General features: G+C 76.6%; 26 protein-coding genes. 13 read left to right on the top strand and 13 right to left on the bottom strand.

The annotated features are described in order from the left end of the window. Positions 1-195 precede the first annotated feature (195 nt). Entirely contained in the window at positions 196-894 is a 699-nt protein-coding gene (locus tag NFX44_RS27555) for a CBS domain-containing protein (RefSeq protein WP_262286512.1), read from the top strand. A gap of 12 nt (positions 895-906) precedes the next feature. On the opposite strand, the gene NFX44_RS27550 is transcribed toward NFX44_RS27555, so the two are convergent. The 7 genes from NFX44_RS27550 to NFX44_RS27520 all read right to left on the bottom strand — a co-directional run bounded on the left by NFX44_RS27550 (position 907) and on the right by NFX44_RS27520 (position 5,183). Then, a complete protein-coding gene (locus tag NFX44_RS27550) occupies positions 907-1,623 on the bottom strand; it encodes a helical backbone metal receptor (RefSeq protein ID WP_262286511.1) in 717 nt (238 codons plus the stop codon). Between the two features lie 82 nt (positions 1,624-1,705). Continuing rightward, positions 1,706-2,257 (bottom strand): hypothetical protein, encoded by a 552-nt coding sequence (locus NFX44_RS27545; RefSeq protein ID WP_262286510.1) that lies wholly within the window; start codon positions 2,255-2,257, stop codon positions 1,706-1,708. Next, positions 2,254-2,772, bottom strand: coding sequence for a hypothetical protein (locus NFX44_RS27540; RefSeq protein ID WP_262286509.1), 519 nt, complete (start codon positions 2,770-2,772; stop codon positions 2,254-2,256). Before NFX44_RS27540 ends, NFX44_RS27545 begins: the two co-directional genes overlap by 4 nt. A 28-nt stretch (positions 2,773-2,800) precedes the next feature. Further along, complete coding sequence (locus NFX44_RS27535; RefSeq protein ID WP_262286508.1) at positions 2,801-3,193, bottom strand: Asp23/Gls24 family envelope stress response protein; 393 nt, start codon at positions 3,191-3,193, stop codon at positions 2,801-2,803. A gap of 11 nt (positions 3,194-3,204) precedes the next feature. After that, positions 3,205-3,393: a hypothetical protein gene (locus NFX44_RS27530; protein ID WP_262286507.1), complete on the bottom strand. Its 189-nt coding sequence runs from the start codon at positions 3,391-3,393 to the stop codon at positions 3,205-3,207. An 82-nt stretch (positions 3,394-3,475) separates the two neighbouring features. Beyond that, positions 3,476-4,561, bottom strand: a complete 1,086-nt coding sequence (locus NFX44_RS27525) for a DICT sensory domain-containing protein (RefSeq protein ID WP_262286506.1) — start codon at positions 4,559-4,561, stop codon at positions 3,476-3,478. Between the two features lie 10 nt (positions 4,562-4,571). Then, positions 4,572-5,183 carry a GNAT family N-acetyltransferase gene (locus tag NFX44_RS27520; protein ID WP_262286505.1) on the bottom strand — a complete coding sequence of 204 codons (612 nt, stop codon included), beginning with the start codon at positions 5,181-5,183 and terminating at the stop codon, positions 4,572-4,574. A 123-nt stretch (positions 5,184-5,306) separates the two neighbouring features. On the opposite strand from NFX44_RS27520, the gene NFX44_RS27515 reads away from it, so the two are divergent. Beyond that, the gene (locus tag NFX44_RS27515) at positions 5,307-6,173 is read left to right on the top strand and encodes a hypothetical protein (protein WP_262286504.1); all 867 of its coding nucleotides are present in this window, start codon (positions 5,307-5,309) and stop codon (positions 6,171-6,173) included. Positions 6,174-6,440: 267 nt separating this feature from the next. Then, entirely contained in the window at positions 6,441-7,781 is a 1,341-nt protein-coding gene (locus NFX44_RS27510; protein ID WP_262286503.1) for a hypothetical protein, read from the top strand. A 57-nt stretch (positions 7,782-7,838) separates the two neighbouring features. Here NFX44_RS27510 and NFX44_RS27505 read toward each other — a convergent pair whose 3' ends face one another. Together NFX44_RS27505 and NFX44_RS27500 are read right to left on the bottom strand one after the other, a co-directional pair. Continuing rightward, the gene (locus NFX44_RS27505) at positions 7,839-8,672 is read right to left on the bottom strand and encodes a hypothetical protein (protein WP_262286502.1); all 834 of its coding nucleotides are present in this window, start codon (positions 8,670-8,672) and stop codon (positions 7,839-7,841) included. Between the two features lie 173 nt (positions 8,673-8,845). Continuing rightward, complete coding sequence (locus NFX44_RS27500) at positions 8,846-9,193, bottom strand: Lsr2 family protein (RefSeq protein ID WP_262286501.1); 348 nt, start codon at positions 9,191-9,193, stop codon at positions 8,846-8,848. Positions 9,194-9,438: 245 nt separating this feature from the next. Between NFX44_RS27500 and lon the strand changes: the two genes are divergently transcribed. Further along, complete coding sequence (lon, locus tag NFX44_RS27495; RefSeq protein ID WP_262286500.1) at positions 9,439-11,775, top strand: endopeptidase La; 2,337 nt, start codon at positions 9,439-9,441, stop codon at positions 11,773-11,775. A gap of 79 nt (positions 11,776-11,854) precedes the next feature. Here the strand turns inward: lon and NFX44_RS27490 are convergent, their stop codons facing one another. Further along, complete coding sequence (locus NFX44_RS27490; protein WP_262286499.1) at positions 11,855-13,624, bottom strand: DEAD/DEAH box helicase; 1,770 nt, start codon at positions 13,622-13,624, stop codon at positions 11,855-11,857. 106 nt (positions 13,625-13,730) lie between these two features. Beyond that, positions 13,731-14,558: a hypothetical protein gene (locus tag NFX44_RS27485; RefSeq protein ID WP_262286498.1), complete on the bottom strand. Its 828-nt coding sequence runs from the start codon at positions 14,556-14,558 to the stop codon at positions 13,731-13,733. Positions 14,559-14,691: 133 nt separating this feature from the next. Between NFX44_RS27485 and NFX44_RS27480 the strand changes: the two genes are divergently transcribed. Both NFX44_RS27480 and NFX44_RS27475 read left to right on the top strand, forming a co-directional pair. Continuing rightward, positions 14,692-15,834, top strand: a complete 1,143-nt coding sequence (locus tag NFX44_RS27480) for a sensor histidine kinase (RefSeq protein WP_262286497.1) — start codon at positions 14,692-14,694, stop codon at positions 15,832-15,834. Continuing rightward, positions 15,831-16,436 (top strand): response regulator transcription factor, encoded by a 606-nt coding sequence (locus NFX44_RS27475; protein WP_262286496.1) that lies wholly within the window; start codon positions 15,831-15,833, stop codon positions 16,434-16,436. Before NFX44_RS27480 ends, NFX44_RS27475 begins: the two co-directional genes overlap by 4 nt. Positions 16,437-16,494: 58 nt before the next feature. Here the strand turns inward: NFX44_RS27475 and NFX44_RS27470 are convergent, their stop codons facing one another. After that, a complete protein-coding gene (locus NFX44_RS27470) occupies positions 16,495-17,235 on the bottom strand; it encodes a helix-turn-helix transcriptional regulator (RefSeq protein ID WP_262286495.1) in 741 nt (246 codons plus the stop codon). 132 nt (positions 17,236-17,367) lie between these two features. Here NFX44_RS27470 and NFX44_RS27465 point away from each other — a divergent pair, with 132 nt between their 5' ends. Beyond that, on the top strand, positions 17,368-19,587 hold the full coding sequence (locus NFX44_RS27465; RefSeq protein WP_262286494.1) for a family 43 glycosylhydrolase: 2,220 nt from the start codon (positions 17,368-17,370) through the stop codon (positions 19,585-19,587). Between the two features lie 70 nt (positions 19,588-19,657). Here NFX44_RS27465 and NFX44_RS27460 read toward each other — a convergent pair whose 3' ends face one another. Continuing rightward, positions 19,658-20,191, bottom strand: coding sequence for a 2'-5' RNA ligase family protein (locus tag NFX44_RS27460; RefSeq protein ID WP_262286493.1), 534 nt, complete (start codon positions 20,189-20,191; stop codon positions 19,658-19,660). Positions 20,192-20,315: 124 nt separating this feature from the next. Here NFX44_RS27460 and NFX44_RS27455 point away from each other — a divergent pair, with 124 nt between their 5' ends. The 6 genes from NFX44_RS27455 to NFX44_RS27430 all read left to right on the top strand — a co-directional run bounded on the left by NFX44_RS27455 (position 20,316) and on the right by NFX44_RS27430 (position 26,274). Beyond that, entirely contained in the window at positions 20,316-21,338 is a 1,023-nt protein-coding gene (locus NFX44_RS27455; protein ID WP_262286492.1) for a cytochrome P450, read from the top strand. Then, the gene (locus NFX44_RS27450) at positions 21,335-22,126 is read left to right on the top strand and encodes an isocitrate lyase/phosphoenolpyruvate mutase family protein (RefSeq protein WP_262286491.1); all 792 of its coding nucleotides are present in this window, start codon (positions 21,335-21,337) and stop codon (positions 22,124-22,126) included. The genes NFX44_RS27455 and NFX44_RS27450 overlap by 4 nt, the downstream gene beginning before the upstream one ends. A gap of 107 nt (positions 22,127-22,233) precedes the next feature. Next, entirely contained in the window at positions 22,234-23,202 is a 969-nt protein-coding gene (locus NFX44_RS27445) for a hypothetical protein (protein WP_262286490.1), read from the top strand. A gap of 4 nt (positions 23,203-23,206) precedes the next feature. Further along, entirely contained in the window at positions 23,207-24,811 is a 1,605-nt protein-coding gene (locus tag NFX44_RS27440) for an asparagine synthetase B (RefSeq protein ID WP_262286489.1), read from the top strand. Positions 24,812-24,860: 49 nt separating this feature from the next. Further along, on the top strand, positions 24,861-25,697 hold the full coding sequence (locus tag NFX44_RS27435; RefSeq protein ID WP_262286488.1) for a MerR family transcriptional regulator: 837 nt from the start codon (positions 24,861-24,863) through the stop codon (positions 25,695-25,697). Positions 25,698-25,800: 103 nt separating this feature from the next. After that, positions 25,801-26,274: a DUF1203 domain-containing protein gene (locus NFX44_RS27430; RefSeq protein WP_262286487.1), complete on the top strand. Its 474-nt coding sequence runs from the start codon at positions 25,801-25,803 to the stop codon at positions 26,272-26,274. The last annotated feature ends 4 nt before the right edge of the window (positions 26,275-26,278 follow it).

The following is a 26,278-nucleotide window of genomic DNA, read 5'->3' as shown; positions in this document are numbered from 1 at the left end:
CGCTTTCCGGTGGCACCTTCATTCCACCGCTCCGGGCGGTCGACCAGCAGGGCCGACCGGTGCCCTCCGGACCGGGACCTTGGTCCCCTCTCGACCCGGTCCGGTCGGCCCGCCCTGGCGTGCCGGGCGCCTCTGACCTGGGCGGTCGGCGCCGGCCTACCGTCGCCACAGGAGGGCCGAGCAGAGGAGGCCGTGATGCGTACCTGGCAGGTGGGCGACGTGATGACCCGGGACGTCGCGACGGTGGGCGAGGAAACCCCGTACCGCCGGATCGTCGACGTGCTCGTCCGGCACGGTGTCAGCGGCGTGCCGGTGGTGGACTCGTTCCACCGGGTGCTCGGGGTGGTCTCCGAGGCGGATCTGCTGCACAAGGTGGAGTGGGCCGGACGTCCGGACGAGCGGCGGGTGTTCGAGGGCCGGCGCCGGCGTACCGCGCGGGAGAAGTCGACGGCGCTGGTGGCCCGGGACCTGATGACGGCCCCGGCGGTGACCACCCACGCGCGGGCCACGCTGCCCGCGGCGGCCCGGCTGATGGACCGCGAGGCGGTCAAGCGGCTGCCGGTGCTGGACGACCTGGGCCGGCTCGTCGGCATCGTGACGCGCGGCGACCTGCTCCGGGTGCACCTGCGCACCGACGCCGAGATCCGCGAGGAGGTGGTGCGGGAGGTGCTGCGCCGGGTGCTCACCGTCCGGGACGGCCTGGTCACCGTCCAGGTCCGCGCCGGTGAGGTCACGCTGGACGGCCGGCTCGACCGGCGCAGCGCCGTCGAGCTGGCCGGCCGGCTCGCCGGGCAGGTCGGCGGCGTGGTCGCGGTGCGCAACGCCATCGGGTACGACGTGGACGACACGACGCTCATGGAGTTGGACCCGGTGCACGCCACCCCGGTCGCCTGACCGGCGGCGGCCTCAGGTGGCCGCGGCGAGCTGGGCGGCGAGCAGTGCGGGCGCCTCGGCGAGCGACGGCCCGTACCAGGTGAGGTGCCGGCCGGAGACCAGCGCGGCCGGCACGCCGGGGAACGCCTCCGGCCCGTCGTCGGCGGTGAACCGGTAGGGCTCGTCCGGCAGCACCACGAGCTCCGGTGCCCGGGCGCGCAGCTCGTCGAGGCCGGGCCGGGGGTAGCGCTCCGGGTGGTCGGCGTACCGGTTGGTGACGCCGAGCCGGCGCAGCACGTCACCGGCGAACGTGTCCCGGCCCAGCACCACCCAGGGGCGCCGCCACACGGGCACCACCGCCGCCCGCGGCGTGGCCCGCGCGGGCGGCGTGGCCCACGCCCGGCGCGCGTCCCGGAGCCACTCCGGCTCGCCGGGCACGCCGAGCGCGGCGACCAGCTCGCCGAGCTGGGTCAGCGCCTCCGGCACGGTGCGGGGAAAGGTGACCCGCACGGGCACCCCGGCCGCCCGCAGCGCGTCCGCGTCGGCGAGGCGGTTCTCCTCCTCGTTGAGCAGCACCAGGTCGGGCTCCAGCGCGCGCACCCGGTCCAGGTCCGGATACTTGCTCCCGCCCACCCGCGCGACGTCCAACCCGGCCGGGTGGGTGCACCAGTCGGTGGCGCCCACCAGCACCTCGGGGCGGGTCAGCGCCACCGCCTCGGTCAACGACGGCACCAGCGACACCACCCGCACGTCGGCTCCCTCCCTCGCCCCGGCCCATCGTCGCCTATCGACGGTCGTGCGTGCGGGGGCCGGGACCGGTGATGCGGCCGGCTCAGCGTGCCGTCTCGTCGACCAGCGCCGTCACGTCCAGGTGGGCGGGGCGGCAGCCGACCGTGGCGGCGAACCGGCGGACCGCCGCGTCGACGTGCGCGCGGGCCGCGTCGATCTCGGCGGACGGGCCCAGGCGCACCTCGACCCACACGTCCGGGCCGGTGACCGGGCCGGTGAGCACCACCCGGGCCCGGCGGACGCCGGGCGCCCGCAGCAGATCGCGTTCCAGCGCGCCGGCCAGCACACCGCTCGCCACGCGGGTGCGGCCGGCGCCGTCGCCGGGGTGCGCCAGCGTGCCGTCGAGCCGGTCCGGCACCCGCAGCCCGGCGGCGAGCAGCCGCTGCCCGAGCAGGGCGAGCAGCAGCCCGCCCACGGCCACCGCGAGGGTGCTCCACGGCGCGCCGGCCCGCCACCAGCTCACCGGCCCGGCGCCGATCAGTGGCACGGCGCCGCCCGGCAGCCGGCCCGCCCCGACCGCCGACGCCGTGCCGCCCGCCGCCACGAGGAGCAGGGCGAGCACCGTCCACAGCAGCCGGTGGGCGGCGTTGCTCACGGCGCCCGCCGGGCGGGGACGAGCCGGACCTCGATCGGGTCGCGGCGGGGCGCGGTCAGCCGGTCCAGCTCCCGGCGCAGCGCGAACTCGACGTCGGCGCGGGCGGCCGGGTCGCCGGTGGCGGTCACCCGGGGTCGCCAGGCGTCGCCGCGCCGACGGACGCGGACGCGGGCCCGGCGGACGCTCGGCACGGACCGGACCGCCCGTGCCAGCCGCCGCTCCACCGAGCGGCGGTGCAGGTGCCAGCCGTCGCCGTCGGTGAGCCGCAGCCGGGCCGGCCGCCAGCGGCGCAGCTCGGCGCCGAGCACCAGCAGGCCGAGCAGGGTGACGGTGGCGGCGATCCCGCGTACCGGCGGGTCCGTCCAGCGGACCGTGGTCAGCGTGGCCGACCACCCGGACGGCAGGGGACCGGCGCGGCCCAGCGCGGCGAGCAGTCCCGCGACGGCCGCCAGCACCCCGCCGGCCAGCAGGGCCACGGCGAGCAGCAGGGTGGCGACCCGGTTCACCGTGCGCACGGCCCACTCCGCCCGCCGGCGGTGGCGCTCATGTCGCCTCCCGCACGTCCGCGCCGGGGCCGGCCGCCCGCCGCCGGTTGCGGTCGTCCCGTTCGGCGCCCGGGCTCGCCGGCTCACCGGGCAGGCGCAGGTCGACCACCGTGACGGTGACCGCCTCGACGGTCAGCCCGGTGTGCGCCTCGATCCGGGCGGCCACCCGGCGGCGGACCGCCTCGGCCACCGCGGCCAGCGGCGCGCCGTGCGCCACCACCACGTCCAGGTCGACCCGGACGACGGCGCCGTCGGCGCGCACCGTGGCCACCGGATCGGTGACGGCGTCGGTGCCCCGGGCCGCCTCCTCGGCGAGCCCGGCGGTCCGCTCCTCCGGCCAGGTGACCGGCGCGGGTGGGGCGGCGGCGCGCCGGGGCAGGGTGCCGGTCATCCCGGTCCGCCTCAGCGACGCCGGCCGGCGGTGGCCCGGTCCGCGAGCCCGGGCAGGCTGACGTCGCCGTCGCGCGCCCGGACCAGCAGCCAGCCGACCAGGCCGGCCACGGTGGCGGCGGCCGCCGCCCCGGCCCCGCCCAGCGCCCAGACCGCGACCACCAGGAAGCCGGCCAGGAAACCGAACTGCCCGCGCGTCATGCCCCACCCCCGCTCCGCCGCGATCGACCGGACCGGCGGGGCGTACCCGTTTCGGGGCGGGGCAGTCCTCCGGCCGCGGCGCTCAGCCGGCCCCGGTCGGGACGGGCGCGCGCTCGGAGGGCAGCGAGGCTACGGGTACGCCCTCGCGCACCGCCCACTCCACCGCGTGCCGCAGGTCGGCGAACGGCAACGGCCGCCGGGCGGTCACGGTGACCGCCGCGTGCACCGCGTACCCGACGAACGGGTACGAGTGGGCCAACCCGCCCACGGCCTCCCGCAGCCGGCCCACCACGGCGAGCGCCCCCGCCTCGTCCCGCCCGGGCAGGATCAGCTGGAACTCGTTGTCGGCCAGGCGGACCGCCCGGTCGACCGGACTCAGCACGCTGGTCACCGCCGCGAGCACGGCCTGCCCCTCCCGGGCCGCGCCACGTCGGCCGAAGCGTTCCGGTGCGCCGGCCGGCTCGTCCACCCGGAGGCCGACCAGCGCCACCGGCAGGGTGCCCGAGGCGGTCACCCCGTCGACGCCGGTCCACCGGCGCAGCCCCGGCTCGTCGAGCAGGCCGTCCGCCGGCTCGATCGGGTGCGCCCGCTCGCCCCGGCGGGCCAGCAGCCGCAGCGCCGCCTCGGCGCGGGCCTCGCCCGGGGCGGCCGGGATGTCCCGGACCCGCGCCACCGCCTGCTCCAGCCCCGCCCGCGCCGGCGCGGGCAGCCGCTCGGCGAGCTGCCCCCACAGCCGGAGCACGTCGTGCAGCGCCTCGTCCCGGCGGAAGCCCCAGCGCCCGTCGAAGAGGCGGCCGGCTTCCAGCGTCTCCGCGGGCGCCACCTCGGCCCGGTCGTACGCCACCAGACTCGCCCCGAAGCGCGGCGTCAGCGCCACCACGCTCCACTCCCGGGCCAGCTCCTCGGTCTCCTCCAGCGCCACCGGGTACGCCCCGGCGGGCAGCTCCGGCGCAGGCCCGCCGACCATCCCGACCACGGTGACCGCGGCCCGCCCGGCGATCCGTCGGTAGACCGCGCGTTCCCGGGCGAAGTACGGCAGCCGCTGGAACAGGGCGAACACGACCAGCGGCCCGTCCTCGGCCTCGGCCAGCGCGGCCCGTTCGATGGCGTGGGAGACGGCGACGAGACCGCGCTTGGTCAGCCGCTCCGGGGTCCGTCCGCTGTGCACCCGGCCGAGCCTAGAGGCCCGGGACCTGCCGCGCACCGGACGACGCGTCGGTATCGGTGGCCGGCCGGCGCTCGGCCCACTCCGCGCGGGTCAGCGCGTACTCCACCTCGCCGTGTTCGGAGCCGGGGATCGCCTCCGGCCAGTCCTGGTGGAACGTCCGTCGGTACGCCAGCCCGGCCTTCTCCAGCACCCGGCGGGACCCGGTGTTGACCGCCATGGTGGTCGCCACCACCCGCTCCACGCCGAGCGCCGTGAAGCCGTGCCCGACCAGCGCCCGCGCGCCCTCGGTGGCGTACCCGGCGCCCCAGGCGGCCCGGCGCAGCCGGTAGCCCAGCTCCACCTCGCGCGGGTCGCCGTCGCGCAGCGGGCGGAACTCGAACCAGCCGAGGAATTCCCCGTCGGTTCGCCGTTCCGCCGCCCACCAGCCCAGCTCGGGCGGCCGGCGGTACGCGGCCAGCATGGTGGGCAGCACCCGGTCGCGGATCTCGCCGGCCGGGGTGGGCCGGCCGCCGGTCAGGTACCGCATCACCGCCGGGTCGCCGTCCAGCCCGGTCAGGAGCGGGGCGTCGTCCGCGGTGAACTCGCGCAGCACCAGCCGTCCGGTCGTCAGGAAGATCGCCACACGGGCGATTCCACCGGTCCCGGCCGGACCGGGCAACCGGATTCCGCCGCACCGCCGAGGCGGCCGCCATGATCGACGCCCTAGACTCGGGCGTCGACACCAGCGACGGACGGATCTGGCGAGATGACGAGCACCGGCAGCGTGGCCACCTCCTGGCTGCGTCCGATCCCGCCCGGGGTCGCGCCGCAGCTCACCCGCGCCGGCCACCTGGGCTATCCGGCCCGCCGGCTCGGTGAGCTGGTGCAGGGTAGGCCGCCGGGCGTCACCGGGCACCAGTGGAGCACCGCCGGGCGGGAGGGCCTCGACCAGGTGGTCTGCGCCGCCGACACCGGCCTGCCGCTGTTCGCCGTGCAGTTCGCCCCGCCCGCGCCCGCCGGGTCGCCGGCCCGCCGGGCCGAACGGATGACCAGCGCGGTCTGCGCCGCGGTCGGGTTGCCGCTGCTGCGGGTCGAGTCGCCGACGTTGCGCGCCGCCGACCACGCCCGCCGCCTCGTCGAGTACGTCATCGACGCACGCGGCTACGCCGCCGGCACCGGTCCGGACACCACCGACGCGGTCGGGTTCCGGGACATTCTCGGCCGGCTCCCGGACGGCCGGCGCGGACCGGTCAACGACCTCGGGGCGCTGACCCGGGCCGCCGCCGTCGAGGCGTACGTGGAGCGCCGGCTCGCCGACCCGATCGTCCGCGGGCTCCACGTGCGGTGGGCGGACGGCCCGGCCGAGGGCTGGAGCTGGGTCGAGGTGCGGCCCGGCCGGTGCCTGGTCGAGCGGGTGCACCTGGTGGCCCAGCGCTTCTCCTGCGGCGTGGACCCGGCCCGGCTCGCCGAGGACCTGGCCGCCGTGGCGGTCGGCGAGCGGCTGCGCGACCTCGACGCCGCCGAACCGTCCCTGGTGGACCGGGACGAGGTACGCGCGCGGATCCGGCGGCTGGCCGCCCGGCGCGACGAGTTCGAGGGCGGCTTCGCCTTCGACCATCTCTGCGCCGACTGACCCGGCGTCGCGGGGCCGCGTCCGGCCGCCCCGGAAATCTCCGCGAATTCTCCCGATCCCCGGTTGAACCTTCGCCGTGCCGGCTCCGTACCTAAGCGGGAATGGACGCAGATCTTCACCGCCGCGCCGGACGGCGCGGGGACGGTGCGGAAAGGGCATCGTCGGTCATCGACGTGCGACCGGAACGTCGCAGTGATCCTCACCCCGAAATCCATCGGTCCGCCGGGGTCACCAGTCAACTACCGGATCGAGAAGGAGAGCAATTCGATGCGCAGGTCCACACGGGCGCGCCGGTCATCCGGTAACGCGCGGAGCAAGCGTCTGCTGGCCGTGGTCGGCACGCTCGCGGTCTTCGGCGGAATCGTCGCCGTCACCCAGATCTCGTCCGCCCAGGACCGGCGGACCACCGTCCGCACCGCCTCGGCGTCCTGTGTGGCCCCGAGCCCGGGCGCGACCGCGCCGGACGGCCGTGGCAGCACCACCCGGACCTGGCAGAACGGCCGCTGGGTGCGTAACCACTGGGGTGACGGGCAGATGTCGGCCGCCGAGTGCCAGCAGACCAGGGGTGGCGGCGCGGGCGCCGGGACCCCGACCGTGGCCTGCCCCGACGTGCGGAGCAAGCTGCCGCAGGTGCCCGAGCAGGCGCGCGCCGAGGTGGACCGCAACCTCGCCCTGCTGAACGACCAGATCGCCGAGGCCAACCGGCGGCTGGCGGCCGACGGGCGCAACGGCGGCGACTTCGTCAACAACGCCATCCTGCGGCCGCTCGCCGAGAAGCGGACCGCGACGTTGAACCGGATCGCGACGGCCATCGGCCGGGTCGCCCAGCGCCCGCAGGGCCTGGACCAGTTGGCCCGGTGCGCCATCGCCGACAACGCCCAGAACGGCGGCCAGAACGGCGGCCAGAACGGCGGTGGCAACAACGGCGGTGGCGACAACGGCGGGCAGACCGGTGCGCCGACGAGTTCGCCGACCGGCGGCAACAACGGTGGCCAGACCGGCGGCAACAACGGCGGTAACAATGGCGGCAACAACGGTGGCCAGAACGGCGGGAACAACGGCCTGAACGTGCTCGCCAAGGACTGCACCAACAGCGAGCTCCAGGCGCACGACGGTTTCCAGAACGGCAACCGGTGCGTGAGCACGGCGTTCGGTGAGGTGGGCTCCGCCGCCAACAACCCCTCGCTGCTCATCACGCAGTTCCCGAACCGGGTCCAGCGCAACCAGCCGTTCACCCTCCGGGTCAGCACCCGGAACCTGGTGCGCGACCGCTTCCTCGCCGCCGGCCAGGGTGGCTACTACGTGGAGAGCTCGCTGCTCAACGACCAGGGCCTGGTGCGCGGCCACTTCCACACCGCCTGCCGGATGCTGCAGACCACCCAGGCGGCGCCGTCGAATCCGCAGGACGTTCCGGCCTTCTTCGTGGCGACCGAGGACGGCGGCGGCAGCAACCAGGCCGACCAGGTGACCATCCAGGTTCCCGGCCTGCCCCAGTCGGGCCTGGCGCAGTGCGCGGTCTGGGCCGGTGACGGCTCGCACCGCATCCCGATGATGGAGCGGGCCAACCAGACCCCCGCCTTCGACGCGGTGCGGATCCGGGTCAACTGAGCATCGACGGCCGGAGCCGCCCGGGGGTCTGCCCCGGGCGGCTCCGCCGTTGCCCGGTCACAGTTCGCCGCCCACGGAGTGCGGCAGCCGGGTCCAGTGCACGACGGTGGCGTCGTCCGGGACCGGCGCGGCGGGGCCCACGGAGCCGGCCTCGGCCTGCCGGACGCGGCGCAGGACGGCCGCCGGCCCGCCATCGGCGAGCAGGTCCAGCACCCCGGGCCAGTCAGTCAGCCCGTACGGGCTGACGACGCGGCTGGCGCCGTTGCTGAGCAGCGCGACGCCGTCCAGGTCGCGCAGGGGCCGGCTGCCGGTCACCGCCTCCTCCGCCGCGTGCGGATCGTCCTTGGCGATCCAGTAGCCGCCCGGCTGGTTCCGGCGGGCGCGCAGCGCCTCGGCGCAGGAGGCACGGACGCGGTCGTACTCCGGCGTGCCCACCGGAACGCCCGCCAGCGGTGTGGAGCAGACGCGCCGGGCCGCGACCTCGCGCTCGTCCGTGACGACCTGCGGGCCCCCGCCGATCCGGTCGAAGACGAGGAAGGAATCGGCGAGCAGGAGGTGGTCCAGGCGGCCCCGGTGGGCGCGGACGAGCGCCACGGTCGCCTGCGGGCTGGCGGGGTGCGTGATGTCGCAGGTGCCGCGGTGCTCGGCGGCGATCTCGTCGATCGCCTCGCCGAGGATCGTCGCGAGATCCCGCCCGTCGTCGCGCGACAGCCGACCGAGCAGCGTGCCGCCGAGACGGTGGGTGTACCAGGCGACACCGTGGGAGCAGATCGATTCCGTCCCCGGGATGCCGGCGCCGTCGAGCAGCACCACGGCGGCGGGAACGGCGCCGGCGAAGTCCTCGTTCGCCCGGCCGGCCGTGCCGGCGCTGGTCGCCATGCTGACGTGCACCGATGGACTCCCGGGTCGGGGAGCGCGGGCCCCCGAGAGGGCCGGCGCCGGGACGAAGTGGCCTGCCGGGACACCCCGCCCGGCTGAAAAATGTTAACGCCGGAAAAAGCCGACCGGGGTCACGCCGATTTCTCAGCGTGACCCCGGGATGCCCGACGGTGAACCGGGAGGGTTCAGCGGTTCTTGTAGGCCTCCACCACCGAGACGGGGATGCGGCCCCGCTCGGAAATCTCGTAGCCGTTCTTGACGGCCCATTCCCGGATGGCGCGGTTCTGCTCGCGGTCCATTCCCGAGGTGCTCGGGCGGGCGCCGCCGCGGGCGGGGCGACCGGCCTCGACGGGGCCGCGACCGATCCGTCGGCCAGCGCTGATGTACGGGTCCAACGCCTTGCGCAGGACGCCGGCGTTCTCGTCGGAGACGTCGATCGTGTACGCCACACCGTCCAGGCTGAACTCGACGGTCCGATCGGCCTTTCCGCCGTCGAGGTCGTCGGTCAGAACGGTGATTACTTTCCTTGCCATCGCCATTACTCCCTGTGTCGGGCGGGGTGTGGCTATGAGTTTGACGTATCTCGCGGCAATTTCGCAACAATACCCGTCCTTCCCCATTCGGCGGGTCGGGTTATCCGGGCGGCGGCAAATGCGTCCCCGCGTGCCGCCGCGGGTTCGCCGGGCTGCGGGAGTGGTGTGGGTCACAAGCCGGAACAAGGGAGACGGTTTGTTACTTGAGCCTGACACGCTCAACTCAACGCGATAGCAGGTGTTCGATGGCAACTCTTCCGGTACTTCCACTGACCGACGCCGTCCTGCTGCCCGGCATGGTCATCCCGGTGACCCTCGACCCGACCACCCAGGCCGCGGTCGACGCGGCCCGCGCCAGCGGCGACAAGCGGCTGCTCGCCGTGCCCCGCCTCGACGGCGAGTACGGCTCGGTCGGCGTGATCGCCACCATCGAGAAGGTGGGTCGGCTGCCCAGCGGCGAGCCGGCCGCCGTGGTCCGCGGCCTCGCCCGGGCGCGGATCGGCTCCGGCGTGCCCGGACCGGGCGCCGCCCTCTGGGTCGAGGCGACCACCCTCGACGAACCCGCCCCGGCCGGCCGGGCCCGGGAACTCGCCCGCGAGTACCGCGCCCTCATGACCTCGGTCCTCCAGGAGCGCGGCGCCTGGCAGGTCATCGACGCCATGGAGCGGATGACCGACCTCTCCGAGCTGGCCGACGCGGCCGGCTACGCGCCCTGGCTGACCCTGGCGCAGAAGACCGAGCTGCTCGCCGCCCCGGACGTCACCGCCCGGCTGGAGCTGCTGGTGGGCTGGGTGAAGGACCACCTGGCCGAGCAGGAGGTCACCGAGCAGATCAACAGCGACGTCCGCGAGGGACTGGAGAAGTCGCAGCGCGAGTTCCTGCTCCGCCAGCAGCTCGCCGCGATCCGCAAGGAACTCGGCGAGGACGAGCCGGACGGCTCCGCCGACTACCGCTCCCGCGTGGAGGCGGCCGACCTGCCCGACAAGGTCCGCGAGGCGGCCCTGCGCGAGGTCGGCAAGCTGGAGCGCGCCAGTGACGCCTCGCCGGAGGCGGGCTGGATCCGCACCTGGCTGGACACCGTCCTGGAGATGCCGTGGAACACGCGTACCCAGGACAACACCGACCTGGCCGCGGCGCGTGCGGTGCTCGACGCCGACCACGCCGGCCTGGCCGACGTGAAGGACCGCATCCTGGAATACCTGGCGGTGCGCAACCGGCGCGCCGAGCGCAACCTCGGCGTGGTCGGCGGCCGCGGCTCCGGCGCGGTCCTCGCCCTGGGCGGCCCGCCCGGCGTCGGCAAGACCAGCCTCGGCGAGTCCGTGGCGCGGGCGCTGGGCCGCAACTTCGTCCGCGTCTCCCTCGGCGGCGTCCGTGACGAGGCGGAGATCCGTGGCCACCGGCGCACCTACGTGGGCGCGCTGCCCGGCCGGATCGTCCGCGCGCTGCGCGAGGCCGGCTCGATGAACCCGGTGGTGCTCCTCGACGAGGTCGACAAGCTGGCCGTCGGCTACGCCGGCGATCCGGCCGCGGCCCTGCTGGAGGTGCTCGACCCGGCGCAGAACCACACCTTCCGGGACCATTACCTCGAGGTCGACCTCGACCTGTCCGACGTGCTCTTCCTGGCCACCGCCAACGTGGTGGACAGCATCCCCGGCCCGTTGCTGGACCGGATGGAGCTGGTCACCCTGGACGGCTACACCGAGGACGAGAAGGTGGCCATCGCTCGGGACCACCTGCTGCCCCGGCAGCGGGAGCGGGCCGGGCTGACCGCCGAGGAGGTCACCGTCACCGACGGCGCGCTGGCGCTGATCGCGGGTGAGTACACCCGGGAGGCCGGCGTCCGGCAGCTCGAACGGGCCCTGGCGAAGATCCTGCGCAAGGTCACCGTGGCGCTGGCGGCCGACCCGGCGCCGGTCCGCGTCGACACCGACAACCTCGCCCGCTACCTGGGCCGGCCCAAGTTCACCCCGGAGTCGGCGGAGCGTACGGCGGTGCCGGGCGTGGCCACCGGCCTGGCGGTCACCGGCGCGGGCGGCGACGTGCTGTTCATCGAGGCGACCAGCATGGAGGGCGAGCCGGGCCTGACCCTCACCGGTCAGCTCGGCGACGTCATGAAGGAGTCGGCGCACATCGCGCTGTCCTACCTGCGCTCCAACGGGCGACGCCTCGGCATCGACCCGAACGCCCTCGCCGGGCGGCGGATCCACGTGCACTTCCCGGCGGGCGCGGTGCCGAAGGACGGCCCGAGTGCCGGCATCACCATGGTCACGGCGCTGGCCTCGCTGGTCACGGGCCGGCCGGTCCGCCCCGAGTTCGGGATGACCGGCGAGGTGACCCTCTCCGGCCGGGTGCTGCCCATCGGCGGCGTGAAGCAGAAGCTGCTCGCCGCCCACCGGGCCGGCCTGACCGAGGTGATCATCCCGAAGCGCAACGAGCCGGACCTGGACGACCTGCCCGCCGAGGTCCGCGAGGCGCTGACCGTCCACACCCTCGCCGACGTGGCCGACGTGCTCGCCCTGGCGCTGCGCCCGGCCGACGTCGACGCGGAGACCCTGGGCGGCCAGCCGCTCGCCGCGGCCTGACCGGACCCGCACACGGAAGCCCCCGCCGTCCTTGCGGACGGCGGGGGCTTCCCCGTGTCGCGGGCAGAGCCTCCGGCCCTCAGCGGCGGTCGCGGCGCTCCCGGCGGTCGCCGTCGAAGCGGCGGTCGCCGCCGTCGCCGTCCCGGTCGCGGTCCCGCCGCACGGTGGCCTTGCGGCCCTTGATGGTGCTGCCGCGCAGCCCCTGGATGACCTCGTCGGCGACCCCGTGCGGGACCTCGACCAGGGAGAACCGGTCGGCGATCTCGATCGAGCCGATGTCCCGGCCGCTGATCCCGGTCTCGCCGGTGATCGCACCGACCAGGTCCTGCGGGCGCACCCCGGCGCGCCGGCCCAGGCCGATGAAGACCTGCGTGGTGCCGCCCGAGCGGGGACGCCCGCCGCCGCCGCGCCGGTCCCGGCCGTCGTATCCGGGCCGGGGCTCCCGCTGGGGGCGGACCGCGACCTGCGGGATCTCCTCCTCCTCGTCGGCCGCCGTGCCGGGCAGGGTGGCCTCGTGGGCCAGCCGCACCGCGGCCAGCGCCACCTCCACGAGGTCGAACTCGTCGGTCAGCGACTCGACGATCGCCCGGAACGGCTCCAGGTCGTCCTCCAGCAGCGACTCCCGCAGCGCCGCCTGGGTCAGCTCCAGCCGCCGGGTGCGCAGGTCGGCCACCGTGGGGATCTTGTCGACCGCGATCCGCTGGCCGGTGACCCGCTCGATGGTCTTGAGCATCCGGTGCTCGCGCGGTTCGGCCAGGGTGATGGCCACGCCCTCCCGGCCGGCCCGGCCCACCCGGCCGATCCGGTGCACGTACGACTCCGGCGCCGACGGGACGTCGTAGTTGACCACGTGGGTGAGCTGCTCCACGTCCAGCCCGCGGGCCGCCACGTCGGTGGCGACCAGCAGGTCGGCGGTGCCCGACCGCAGCCGGCCCATCACCCGGTCGCGCTGCTCCTGGCTCATCCCGCCGTGCAGCGCCTCGGCCCGGTAGCCGCGGCCGTTCATCGTCTCGGTGAGCCGGTCCACCTCCTCCCGGCTGCGGCAGAACACGATGGCCGCGGTGGGCGACTCGACGTCCAGCACCCGGCCCAGGGCCGCCGGCTTGTGTGCGCGCGCGACGATGTACGCGCTCTGCCGCACCCGCGGCGCCTCACCGGCGACCGGCCGCTCGCGCTCGATCTGGATGCGCACCGGGTCGGTCAGGTGCTGGCGCGCCAGGCCGTCGATCCGGGCCGGCATGGTGGCCGAGAAGAGCACGGTCTGCCGGCCGGCCGGGGCGTGCTCCAGGATCGCCTCGATGTCCTCGGCGAAGCCCATGTCGAGCATCTCGTCGGCCTCGTCGAGCACGACCGTGGCCAGCGCGCCCAGCCGCAGGGTGCCCCGGGCGATGTGGTCCAGCGCCCGGCCCGGCGTCGCCACCACGACGTCCACGCCGGCGTCGAGGGCGCGCAGCTGACGGCCGATCGGCTGGCCGCCGTAGATCGGCAGCACCCGGGCACCCAGGTCCTTGCCGTAGCGGTGGAAGGCCTCGGAGACCTGCACCGCCAGCTCCCGGGTCGGCACCAGAACCAGGGACACCGGGTCCCCGCCGGGACGGTCGTCGGGCATCCGCTGCAGCAGCGGCAGGGCGAACGCGGCGGTCTTGCCGGTGCCGGTCGCGGCCTGCCCCAGCAGGTCCTGGCCGGCGAGCAGCGGCGGGATCGCCTCCCGCTGGATGGGGGTCGGCTCCTCGTAGCCGAGGACGGCGAGCGCGTTCAGCAGCTCGGTGCGCAGCCCGAGGTCCGCGAAGGCGGCGGCCTCGTCCTCGGCGGGTTGGGCGGGATCGGTCGGGGTTGGTGCGGAACTCATGGGGCAAGCCTTTCATCACCCCTGCCCGGCCGTCGCGGCGACCGCCGCAAACCGTCGCCCCCGCCACGTCGGGGATGATCCGGCCGGGCCCCGTGCCCCGGCCGGCTCACGCGGACAGGACGGCCAGCAGGGTGGTCGCCCCCACGGCGGCGTCCAGCACGGCGCACCATTCCGCGTACCCCCGGGGCACCACGCGGCCGGTGCGGTGGTGCGCCACGTCCCAGGCGGCGTGCCCGAGCCAGCCCAGGCCGACCAGCACGCCGGCCGGGCCGTCCGGCGCGAGCAGGGCGCCCGCGGCCAGGCCGCCCCAGCCGGCCAGCCCGGCGAGCTGCCACGCCAGGTTCCGGCGGTCGCCCCACTGCCGCCGCCAGGTGCCGATGAGCAGGTAGCCCGCCGGTAGCACCAGCAGCGTCCACGGGGAGAACACGGTCGGCGCCACCCAGAGGTCCACCGTCATCAGCACGGCCAACCCGGTCGGCCACCGGCGCGCCACCGCCGCGACCACCGGATGGCGGCGGGCCGGCGCCGGATGCGCGTGCCGGTGCCGCAGCGCCACCAGCGCCATCGCCGGCAGCATCAGCAGATGGCCGCCGAGCATCAGCGCGTCGTCCCCGACCATCCCGGCCCACCACGCGGGGAGCAGCAGCAGGAACGGGACGTACATGACGGCCACCATCTCGGCCGTGGCAGCCCACCCGTGGCCCCGGTGCCACATCCAGGCGGCCATGCCCAGCCCCATGTCCGTCGCCATCACCAGCGCGCCGACATCGGCCCGGGCCAGCGCGTCCGCGCCACCCAGCCACCCGGCGCCGGCCCGCCACAGCGGGCCGAGCAGGAGCATGCCGACCACCATCGCCACGACCATCCCGGCCAGGTGGCCGGCCAGCCGTCGGGCATCCGCCCGCAGGGGTACGCGTACCGTCGTCTCCGTCATGCCCAGAGCCTGCCGGCGCCCCGCGCGCGGAACCATGCGCGTCCGTCACCGGAAAACCGTGCGGCCCGCACGGGTGCGGCGTGACATTCCGCAGGGGTGGACCGGGCGGCCGGCGGCCCTAGGATCGGCGGACATGACGGTCGACGCGGCGGACCGCCGGCTGCGGCGGGCCCGGCAGCTCACCCTGCTGTCGCTGGCGACGAACGTCGGGACCACCCTGCTGCTGCCCTGCGTCGGGCTCAGCCGCGAGCCGGAGCCGTGGCGGGTGGCGCTCGGCGTGCTCGGGCTCGCCGGCTTCGCCGCCGCGCAGGCGGCGGTGCTGCACGCGGCGGTCACTCCCTGGCTCGCCGGGCCGGCCCGCCGCCGCCGGCACGCCGCGCTGGCGGTGGCCGCCCTGCTCAGCCTGCCGCTGGTCGGCCCGGTCGCCGCCGGCGCCTGGCCCACCTGGGCGTGGCTGGGCGCGTCCCTGGTCGGCATGTCCCCGCTGCTGTTCCGGCCGCTGCCCGCTCTGCTGGCGGCGGCCGGGGTGCTCGGCGCCTCGGCGGCCGTGACGCTGGCGACCGGCGGGCCGCTGCCCACCGCCCTCCTCGTCACCGGCGGCGTCGGCGCCGGCGTCGCCGCGGTCACCTGGCTCCAGGTCTGGTTCTGGGACCTGGTCGTCGAGGCCCGGCAGGGGCAGGCCGCCCGGGCCCGGCTCGCCGCCGCCGAGGAGCGGCTGCGGTTCGCCCGCGACGTGCACGACCTGCTCGGCCACGACCTCACCGTGATCGCGCTCAAGGCCGAGCTGGCCGAGCGGCTCGCGCCCGTCGACGCCGCCCGGGCCGGCCGGGAGGCCGCCGAGGTGCGCCGGCTCGCCGGATCCGCCCTGAGCCGGGTACGCGAGGCCGTGCACGGCTACCGCGCCGTCGACCTGGCCGAGCAGCTGGCCGCGGTGGGGGAGGTGCTGCGCTCCAGCGGGGTGCGCTGCACGGTGGTGCCGGTGGCCGGCGAGCTGCCCGCGCCGGTCGCCGCCGACCTGGCCGCCGTGCTGCGCGAGGCCGGGACGAACGTGTTGCGGCACAGCCGGGCCGACTGGTGCCGGATCGAACTCGCCCGGGAGGACGACCTCGTGAGGATGACCGTACGCAACGACGGCGCCGCCGGCGCCGGCCCGGACGCGCTCAGCGGCGGGCTGCGCGGGCTGGCCGAACGGCTCGCCCCGGCCGGCGGCACCGTCCGGGCGTACGCCGAGGACGGGGTGTTCCACCTGGTGGCGACCGTGCCGGTGCCGTCGTGATCCGGGTGCTGCTGGCCGACGACGAGGAGCTGATCCGCCTCGCCCTCGCGGCCCTGCTCGACCTGGAGCCTGACCTGGAGGTGGTGGCGCACGCCGCCGACGGCCGGGCCGCCCTGGCCGCCGCGCTGGCCCACCGGCCCGACGTCGCCGTGCTGGACCTGGAGATGCCGCCGCCCGGCGGGGTCCAGGTCGCCGCCGAGCTGGCCCGCGTGCTGCCCGGGTGCGCCACGGTGATCCTCACCGGGCACGGCCGGCCCGCCCACCTCCGGCCGGCACTGGCGGCGGGCGCCCGCGGGTTCCTCGCGAAGGGCGCGCCCGGGGGTGCCCTGGCCGACGTGATCCGCCGGGTGCACGCCGGCGCCCGGTACGTCGACCCGGCCCTCGCCGCCGACGCGCTGACCCTGCCCGAGTGCCCGCTCACCCCGCGGGAGCTGGAGACCCTGCGCCTGGCCGAGCTGGGCACCCCGGTGGCGGTGATCGCCCGGCGGACCCACCTGGCGGCCGGGACGGTCCGCAACCACCTCGCCGCGTGCGTGCAGAAGCTGGGCGCGGCCGACCGGGCCGAGGCGGTCCGGCGGGCCCGCGAGGCCGGCTGGCTCTGACCCGGGCCGGCCGCCACGTGGGGGCGTCGCGTCATCGGGAGCGCGGCGACCGGCGCGGTCAGGCGCGGGCCGGGCCGGTGTCGCGCGAGGGCGGGGCGAGGGCGGCCGGGTCGAGGGCGAGGGCGGCGGCCAGGGCGGGGCGGCCGGCCGGGGTGAGGCGGAGTGCCCGGCCGGTGCCCCGCGCCGTCCAGCCGACGTCGAGGAAGTGCCGGCACAGCGCGGCGCCGAGCGCGCCGGCCAGGTGGGGGCGGCGCTCGGTCCAGTCGAGGCAGTCCCGGACCAGCGGCCGCCGGCCGGCCCTCAGCGGCTCGACGGGCACGCCGAGGTCGGTCAGCCAGCCCATCCCTTCCGGGGTGAGCGCCAGGCCGCCGGCGCGGTCGAGCACGCCCCGGGCCAGCAGGGCGTCGTGCACCAGCACGCCGAGCCGGCCGGCCAGGTGGTCGTAGCAGGTCCGGGCGTACGCGAGGGAGGCCTGGGCCGACGCGGCGCGCAGCGTGCGGGGCGGCGCCGCCGGGGCGGGCGCCCGGCCGGCCAGGTCCTCGATGAGCTGGGCCACCGACGGGTCGGCGAGGCGGACGTAGCGGTGCCGGCCCTGCCGCTCCTCGACCAGCAGCCCGCCCCGGACCAGCCGGGTCAGGTGGTCGCTCGTGGTGGACGGGGCCACCCCGGCGGACCGGGCCAGTTCGCCCGCCGTCCAGGCCCGCCCGTCGAGCAGGGCGAGGCAGAAGCTGGCCCGGGTCGGGTCGGCGAGCAGCGCGGCGAGCCCGGCCAGTGTGTGGCCCTCGGTGCGGGTGGTCATGCGGGCAATGCTGGCACGGGAACGCTTCGGTCCCCACCGACATGTGCGCGTCGCCCTTTACATCGTTGTCTCCAACGTTGTAGAAAGCGGAGGCACCGCAGTGACCTCCGTCTACCTCTGAGGGCAGGCCTGATGGGACATCTCCACCGTGGCGGCGTGCTCGCCGCCGCACTCGCTCTGCTGCTGACCACGTCCACGGCGGCGGCGGGCGCGCCCGCCGCCGGGACCGACCGCTACCGGAACCCGGTCTCGGCCGGCTTCGCCGACACCTTCGCCGACCCGGCCGTCGTCCGTGGCGACGACGGCCTCTGGTACGCCTTCGGCACCTCCGACCCGCTGCGCGAGGGCGAACACCAGGCACACCGGGTGCCGATCGCCCGCTCCGCCGACCTGGTCGACTGGACCTACGTGGGCGACGCCTTCGCGCCGGACCAGCGGCCGTCCTTCGCCGCACCCGGCGCCGCGTTCTGGGCGCCCGACGTGCGCCGGGTCGCCGACCGCTGGGTCATGTACGTGACCGTCACCGACACCACCGTCTCCGGCGACACCTTCGACACCGCGATCGGGGCGGCCACCGCGCCCGGCCCGGCCGGACCGTGGACGTTCTCCGACACGCCCGTGGTCGCCCCGCGGCCGGGCGGGGGCGGCGGCTACCTCTGGACCATCGACCCCAGCCAGTTCACCGATTCCGACGGCCGGTCGTACCTCTACTTCGGCAGCTACTACGGCGGCATCTCGGTCACCGAGCTGACACCGGACGGGCTGCACGCGGTCGGCACGCCGAGCCTGGTCGCCGTCGACAACAAGTTCGAGGGCGGCTACGTGCTGCGGCACGACGGCTGGTACTGGCTGTTCGCCTCCACGGCGAACTGCTGCGCCGGCCCCGCCACCGGCTACTCCGTCCAGGTCGGCCGGGCGCGTGACCCGCGCGGGCCGTTCGTGGACCGGGACGGCCAGCGGCTGGACGCCTCCCGGGCCGGCGGCACGCCGGTGCTCACCCAGAACGGCAACCGGTGGATCGGCACCGGGCACAACGCGGTGGTCACCGACCTGTCCGGGCAGGACTGGATCGCCTACCACGCCATCGACCGGGCCGACCCGTACCTGGACGAGCCGTTCGGGATCAACGAGCGGCCGATGCTGCTGGACCGCCTCGACTGGGTGGACGGCTGGCCGACCGTCAACGCCGGCGCCGGCCCCTCCGAGGGGGCCCGGCCCGCGCCGGTCACCACCGGCCGGATCGACGCCCGCTTCGACGGCGCCGACCTCGGTGGCTGGCGGGGCGGCGGGGGCCACTGGCGGGTGAGCGGCGGCGTGCTGTCCGGCACCGGCACGCTGACCGCCCGGGCCGGAATCGGCGGCGACGTCCGCGCCGAAGTCGACCTGCGGCTGGCCGGCGCCGCGACGGCCGGCCTGCGGCTCGGCCGGGTGGAGGTCACCGTCGGCGGCGGCCGGCTGACCGCCCGGGAGAGCGGCGGCGCGACGGCGAGCGTGCCGCTGCCCGCCGGGCTCGACCTCACCGGCCGGCACAACCTGGCCGTCGAGGTACGCGATCGCCGGCTCGTCGCCGAGCTGAGCCCGGCCCGCCTCGGCGACCAGCTCGCCGTGGTGGCGCTGACGCTCACCCGGCCGGCGGCCGGCCCGCTCGCGCTGCGTGCCGACGGCGGCCCGGCCGAGTTCGACAACGTCAGCACGGCCGCGCTGTACCGCCCGGTCCGCCACCCGGTCGCCCCGCCCCGCGTCGGCCCGGTGCTCTCCCGGTACTCCGACGAGTTCTCCGACGGGCTCGACCCGGCCTGGCAGTGGATCCGGCCCAACCCGGCCGCCACAGTGAGCGGCGGCGCCCTGCGCTGGCCCGTCGAGTCGACCGACCTGGTGGGCACCGGCAACACGGCCGGGGTGCTGCTGCGCGACGCGCCCGCGGGCGACTACGTCGCGGAGACGAAGGTGACCCTCGACCTGGGCGAGGACGTGGTCCGCAACTACCAGCAGGCCGGTCTCGTGGCGTACGTGGACGACGACCGGTTCGCCCGGCTCGCCCAGGTGGCCATCTGGAACACCCGCCAGGTCGAGTACGGCTACGAGCTGCCCTTCGCCGGCCAGCCGGTGTACGGGGGCAGCATCGTCGGCACCCCGGCCACCACGACGTGGCTGCGGCTGGCCCACCACGTCGACCGGGCCACCGGTGAGCACGAGTTCCGGGCCGGGTCCAGCCGGGACGGCACGCACTGGACGTGGGGCGCGGTCTGGACCTTCCCGGCCGACACCACGCCCCGCATCGGTCTGGTCGCGCACGGCGGCGCCACCCCGGCGGTGACCGCGGAGTTCGACTACCTGCGGTTCCACCGCTGACCGGTGCGACCGGGGCCGTCCGCACGGCGGGCGGCCCCGGTCGGGCCGGGCTGTGTGCGGGTGGCCCCGGTCAGGGGCCGGGGCGCGGGCAGGCCGGGGTCAGCTCGCGGACCGTCCGGGTGTCGCTGTCGTAGCTGCGCGCCGCCACGAACTCCCCGCCCGGCCGGTCCGGGCCGGTGACCGCCCGGGCCCGGCGGCGATCGGCGTCGCCGAACCGCAGGGCCAGGCTCAGGTGCGGCACCCAGCGCCCGGGCAGGTGCCAGGGGCGCGGCCCGGGAGCCCCGGCGAGCACGTCCCAGACCGCGCCGTGCAGGGCGGTCAGCTGCGGCGTGGGGCGGAGCAGCCAGACCAGCGGGGCGCTGCCGTCGAGGACCGCCACCCGGTCCAGCCGGACCGGCAGCGGCAGCGCCGCGTCGCAGAGGTCGGCGAGGCGCTGCTCCGCGCCGGGCGGGAACTCGTCGACCGAGGCGAGGGTCAGGTGCGGCCGGTTCGTCGGGTGCGGGTGGCGGGCCAGGCTGGGCAGGCCGGCGGCGGCGAGCCGGTCCCAGGCCGCCCGTACCGCCTCCTCCAGCTCCGGCGAGCAGAGCAGTTCGACCGTACGCACGCCGTCGAGGCTAGTCCCCGGCGGTGCGCGGCGGCGTCCCATGGGAGATGCCCGCCCCGGGGCGGGCGGGCGGCGGCACGACACTTCGGTCGGGGCCGAAGGAACCCGGCCCTAGCGTCGGGGGATGAGTTGGCCCATGATTCCGCCCGCCCCGGACACGCCCGCCTGCGGGCCGCCGGTACCCGCCGACGACGGCTGGGTGGTGACCCGGCACGCCGACGTCGTCGCCGTGTTGACCGATCCCCGATGCGTGGTGCCGGTCGCGTCCGCCGGGCCGCCCGGCACCCTGGCCTGGCTGCGCGGGACGGTCAGCCGGTTCAGCGCGCCGGACCGGCATCCCGGCCGGCGCGCGCTCGGGGTGGCCGCGCTCCGCGACCTCGACCCGGACGAGCTGCGCGCCGCCGCCGCCCGGCTGGCCGGCGAGACGCTGGACCGGCTGGCCGGGGCCGGGCCGGCGGGCCGGGTGGAGGTGATGGACCGGCTGGCGCGGCGCGTACCCCTGGAGGTGCTGGCCGCGCGGCTCGGCCTGGCCGACCCGGCGGCGGCCGTGCCGGCGGTGACCGCGGTGGCCGCCGCCTACCACCCGGGCGCCGAGCCGGCGGCCGTGGCGCGCGCCGACCGGGCGGTGGCCGCGCTGCTGGACCTGGCGCCGCCGGCCCCGCCCGAGGCGGCCGCGAACCGGATCGGGCTGCTGGTGCAGGCCGCCGACGCCACCGCCGGGCTGATCGGCGCCGCCGTCCGGCACGGGCTGGGCGCGCCGCCCCCGCTCGACACCGCCGACCTGCTGGCCGAGGTGCTGCGCCTGGACCCGCCGGTGCGCGCCACCCGCCGCGTCGCGACCGGCGCGCTGCGCCTCGACGGCCGGGAGATCAGCGCGGACGAGGCACTGCTGCTCCGTTTCGACACGGCTAACAGGGACCCGGCCGTCCACCCGGACCCGGACCGGTTCCGCCCCGGCCGACCCGGCCGGGTGCTGACCTTCGGCGCCGGCCCCCGGGGCTGCCCGGGCGAACGGCACGCCCTCGCCCTCGCCGCCGGGGTCGTCGACGTGCTGCGCGACCGGTGCCGGCCCGCCGGTACGCCGGCCCGCTACGTCCCGCACCCCACCCTGCGTGTTCCGACCGACCTCGAGGTGATGTTCCGATGAACATGAACGACCGCGCCGCCGCCTTCCGCGACCTGCACCGGCCGGGCCGGCCCCTGCTGCTGCCCAACGCCTGGGACCACGCCTCCGCCGCGGCGCTCGCCGCGAGCGGGCACCCGGCCGTGGGCACCACCAGCCTCGGGGTGGCCGCGGCCGCCGGCAAGCCGGACGGGACGGGGGCCACCCGCGACGACACCCTCGACCTGGCCCGCCGCCTGCGGGACCTGCCGGTGCTGCTCACCGTCGACATCGAGGACGGCTTCAGCGCCGACCCGGTGGCCGTGGCCGGGTACGTCGGCGAGCTGGCCGCGCTCGGTGTGGTGGGGGTGAACCTGGAGGACGGCCGGCCGGACGGCAGTCTCGCGCCGGTGGACCTCGCCGCCGCGCGGATCGCCGCGGTGAAGGCCGCCGTGCCGGAGGTGTTCGTCAACGCCCGCACCGACGCCTGGTGGCTGGACGTGCCCGACGCGCTGCCGGCGGCGCTGGAGCGGGCGGCGGCGTACCGGGCGGCGGGCGCCGACGGGCTGTTCGCCCCGGGCGCGCCGGACGACACGGTCGGATCGCTGGTGACCGAGGTCGGGCTGCCGCTCAACGTGCTGCACCGGCCGGGCGGCCCGGACCTCGCCACGTTGGGCCGGCTCGGGGTGGCCCGGGTGAGCACCGGCTCGCTGCTGTTCCGCGCCGCCCTGGGCGCGGCGCTGCACCTGGCCGACGCGGTCGGCGCCGGCCGGGACGCCGGCCTGCCGGCCGCACCGGATTACGCCTGGGTGCAGGCCCTCTCGGCGGGATGAGCACCTTAGGGGGGAGATAGGAGGATTGTTCGGGGAGCTGCCGATCCTGGTGATTACGGTGTTTTCAGGTTCGACTACGCCGTGTCCTGCCCGGAGAGGGGCCGACCATGCGAGTGCCCAGCCGAAGCCCCGGCCACCAGCCCGGGTCCGCCGTAGCGTCTCCCGCTCCCGCCCGCCGGCTGCCCCCGGCCGCCGGCCCGCGCACCGGGCCGGGGCAGCAGCCGGACCTGGCCGCGTACCGGGCCGCGGTGGCGGAACTCCTCGTCGAGGTGGGCGCCCTGGCGGACGCGCCGTCGACCACCGCCCGCCAGGTGCTGCTCGACCAGCGGCTGCGGGAGCCGGCCATCGCCGCCGTCCTCGACGCCACCGCGCAGGGCTTCGTCGGCGCCCGGGAGACCCTGCTGCTGGAGATGGCCCGCTATCAGCCGAACACCCGCAGCTCGGCGCACGACCTCACCGCGCTGGTCCGGATCTACCTGCTCTCCCGGATCGACGTCATGTGGTGGCGGGACAGCGGAACCTTCCTCACCGACGGCCAGGTCGACACCAGCACCGACCTGGTCGACCTGGAGTGGCTGCGCCGGCGGGGGCTGCTCGCCTTCCGCTACCAGGAGCAGCCCGGCACCGTCCTCGGCCGGGGACTCCGGGCGGTCCAGCGGCGGCTGCGCCCGGACGCCACCCCGCGTACCGCCGGGTTGCGGTTCCGCCGGGCGCGGCGCGAGATGATCGCGCTGCTCAACGACGTGGGCCGGGAGTTCACCGCGGCGGCCCGGCCCGGCACCCCGGCGCTGTGGGTGACCAGCCTCGCGCGCAGCGCCGAGCACCAGTACCGGTTGCGCCGGCTCGGCTACGCCGCGATGGTGCCCAGCGGGCACTGCCTCGGCTGGGCGGCCGACCTGGAGCTGGAGTGGTACGGGCGGTTCGGCGCCCGCGACCTCCTCGCCGAGCTGCTGCTGGCCCGGCAGGAGGCCGGCGAGATCAACGTGGTCGACGAGGGCCAGGCCTGGCACCTCTGCCTCGCGCCCGCCGCCCGCCGCCGGTTCCGGCGCGCCTACGAGGCCGAGATGGGGGTCTGAGCGGATGTGCGGGATCGCGCTCAGCATCGGCCCGGAGGCCGACCCGGCCCTCTTCCGGCGGATGCTGGCGGTCCTCGCCCCGCGCGGCGAGGTGACCGAGACGCGGCAGGAGCACGGCCTGCTCGCGGGCGTACGCCGGTTGCGGGTGGTGGACCGCGAGCGGGCGGTGCAGCCCTGGGTCTCGCCCGACGAGCGGTACGTCCTCTGCTACAACGGCGAGGTCTTCAACCACCACGAGCTGCGCGCGGAGCTGACCCGGCTCGGGCACGAGTTCCGCACCGCCGGCGACACCGAGGTGGTGCTCACCGCCTTCCGCCAGTGGGGCGAGGAGGCGGTGCGCCGGCTGCGCGGCGAGTACGCGTTCGCCGTGGTGCAGCGGGCCACCGGCCGGGCCTACCTGGCCCGGGACCCGCTCGGGGTGAAGCCGCTCTACTGGTCGCGCGGGCCCGGCTGCCTGCACCTCGCCTCCGAGGTGAAGGCCCTGGTCGGGCACGGCGCGCCGATCAGCGAGGTGCCGCCGGGGCACCACGGCTGGGCCGAGCCCGACGGGCCGGTCCGGTTGCGCCCGTACGTCGACATGCTCACCCTCGGCGCCGGGCTGCCGGTGATCGACGACCCGGACGAGGCCGCCCTGCTCGTCCGGGTCGCGCTCACCGACGGCATGCGGGTACGGCTGGACACCGACCTCACCGTCGGGGTGGTGCTCTCCGGCGGCCTGGACAGCTCGCTGGCCCTGCTGCACGCCACCCAGCTGCACCCCGACTGCGTGGCGGTGACGGTCGGCGCCCCGGACAGCCCCGACGTGGCGTACGCCCGGCGGCTCGCCGCCGACCTGGGCGTGCCGCACGAGGTGGTCGAGCTGCGCCCGCGCGACATCCGGCTGGCCGACGTGCGCGAGGCGATCCGGATCTCCGAGCTGACCGAGTACGGCGACATCATCAACGCGGTGGTCTCGGTGCCGATCTTCCGGCGGCTGCGGGAGCTGGGCGTCAAGGTGGTGCTCACCGGCGACGGCTCGGACGAGGTGTTCGGCGGCTACCCCATGTACCACCAGGTCGGTCCGGAGCGGTCCCGCCGGCTCTTCCTCCACAAGATCCGCAACCTGTGCCGGACCGAGCTGCAGCGGGTGGACCGGGCCAGCATGGGCCACGGCGTGGAGGCCCGGGTGCCGTTCCTCGACCTCAGCGTGGTCGAGCTGGCCATGCGGCTGCCGCTGGACCTCAAGCTGCGCGACGGACAGGAAAAGTGGATCGTCCGCCGGGCCTTCGCCGACCTGCTGCCCGACTACGTCCGGCGGCGGCCGAAGAACCCCATGTCGTACTCGTCCGGGCTGCACGAGCGGGCCCGGCTCTACAAGCCGCTCTTCGCCCGGCTGCACCGCTCCTTCGGCTACCAGCTGCTCGAACCCGTCCGGCGCGACTTCGACAGCGTGCTCACCCGGTGCGGCAACGACCTGGACCGGGCCATCGCCGACGGGCTGGCCCGCCCCGACTACACCGTGCTGGAGCACGCCCGGGACCTGGTCGGCGCGGCGAAGTGGAACGCCGTTCCGGTGGTCCGGCGCCTGGTCGGCCCGCGCGCCGTGCGGCGCGTCGCGTCCCGTCCGTGACCCCGCCGCTTGACTCTGACACCGTGTCAGGGGCGAGCGTGAGGGGGCCATGTTCACCATCGGAGAGTTCGCCGCACTCGGTCGGGTGTCGGTCCGGATGCTGCGCCACTACGACGCCATCGGGCTGCTCCGCCCGGCCGTGGTCGACCCGCGCACCGGCTACCGCCACTACCGGGCGGACCAGCTCGGCCGGCTCAACCGGGTGATCGCCCTGAAGGACCTGGGCCTCACCCTGGACCAGGTCCGGACGATCCTGGACGACCGGCTGGACGTCGCCGAGCTGCGCGGCATGCTGCGGCTGCGCCGTGCCCAGCTCGCGGCGCAGGTCGCCGCCGACACGGCCCGGCTGGCCGGGATCGAGGCGAGGCTCCGGATGCTCGATGCGGAGGGACGCATGACCACCGAGGACGTCGTACTCAAGGAGATCCCGGCGGTGCGGATCGCGGAACTGACCGCGGTCGCCGCCAGCTACGGGCCGCCGGACATCAGCCCGGTGATCCAGCCGCTCTACCCGGAGCTGTTCCGCCGCCTGGAGGCCGCGCGGGTCCGTCCCAGCGGGCCGACCATCGCCTGGTACGAGCCGGAGGGCGAGGGCGAGGGCGAGGGGGAGGCGGTGGTCGTGCACGCCGGAGTGACCGTCGGCGTCGACCCGCCGGTCGCCGCCGACCTGGCCGTGGTCGACCTGCCGGCCCTGCCCGCCGCCGCCACGCTGGTGCACCACGGCCCGATGGACGAGGTGGAGGCCAGCATGCGGGTGCTCGCCCGGTGGATCGAGGAGAACGGCTGGCGGGCCGAGGGGTACGCCCGCGAGGTCTACCTGGACTACTGCCCGGACGCGCCGGAGAAGGGCGTCACCGAGCTGCAGATCCCGGTGTCCCGGCGCTGAGCCGCGCGGCCGGGCCGCCCGCGTGGGCGGCCCGGCCGCGGTCCCGGCACGCGAGGTCCGATCGCCGCCAGCCACCGGCCGCGTCCCGCGCCAGGCTGGACGCATGACGAGGACGCGCACCAGGTACGTGATCCAACCCGTGGCCGCCGACGTGCTGGCCGAGGTGCGGCGGACCGGCCGCGACGCCTCCGGCCAGCCGCCCGAGCGGTGCTGCGCCGAGGGCGGCGAGCCGCTGCGCTGCTGCCTCCGCGACGCCGCCCCGGGCGAGGCGCTGCTGCTCTTCGGGTACGCCCCGCCGCTGGCCCCCGGCCCGTACCGCGAGGTGGGGCCGATCTTCGCGCACGCCGCCGACTGCCCCGGCCCGGCGGGCGTGACGGCGTACCCGGCCGACTGGCGGGGGCGGCCCCAGGTGCTGCGGGCGTACGACCGGCGGGGCCGGATCGTGGGCGGCTGGCGGCACGACGGCGACGACCCGGAGGCGGTCATCGCCGAGCTGCTGGCCGACCCCGCCGTGGACCGCCTGCACAGCCGCAACGTGGTGTACGGCTGCTGGATGTTCACCGTGGTCCGCGGCTGAGCCG

Source organism: Micromonospora sp. MA102, assembly GCF_025460765.1.
Lineage (GTDB): Bacteria > Actinomycetota > Actinomycetes > Mycobacteriales > Micromonosporaceae > Micromonospora > Micromonospora halotolerans.
This window is presented reverse-complemented; position numbering and strand designations above follow the sequence as displayed.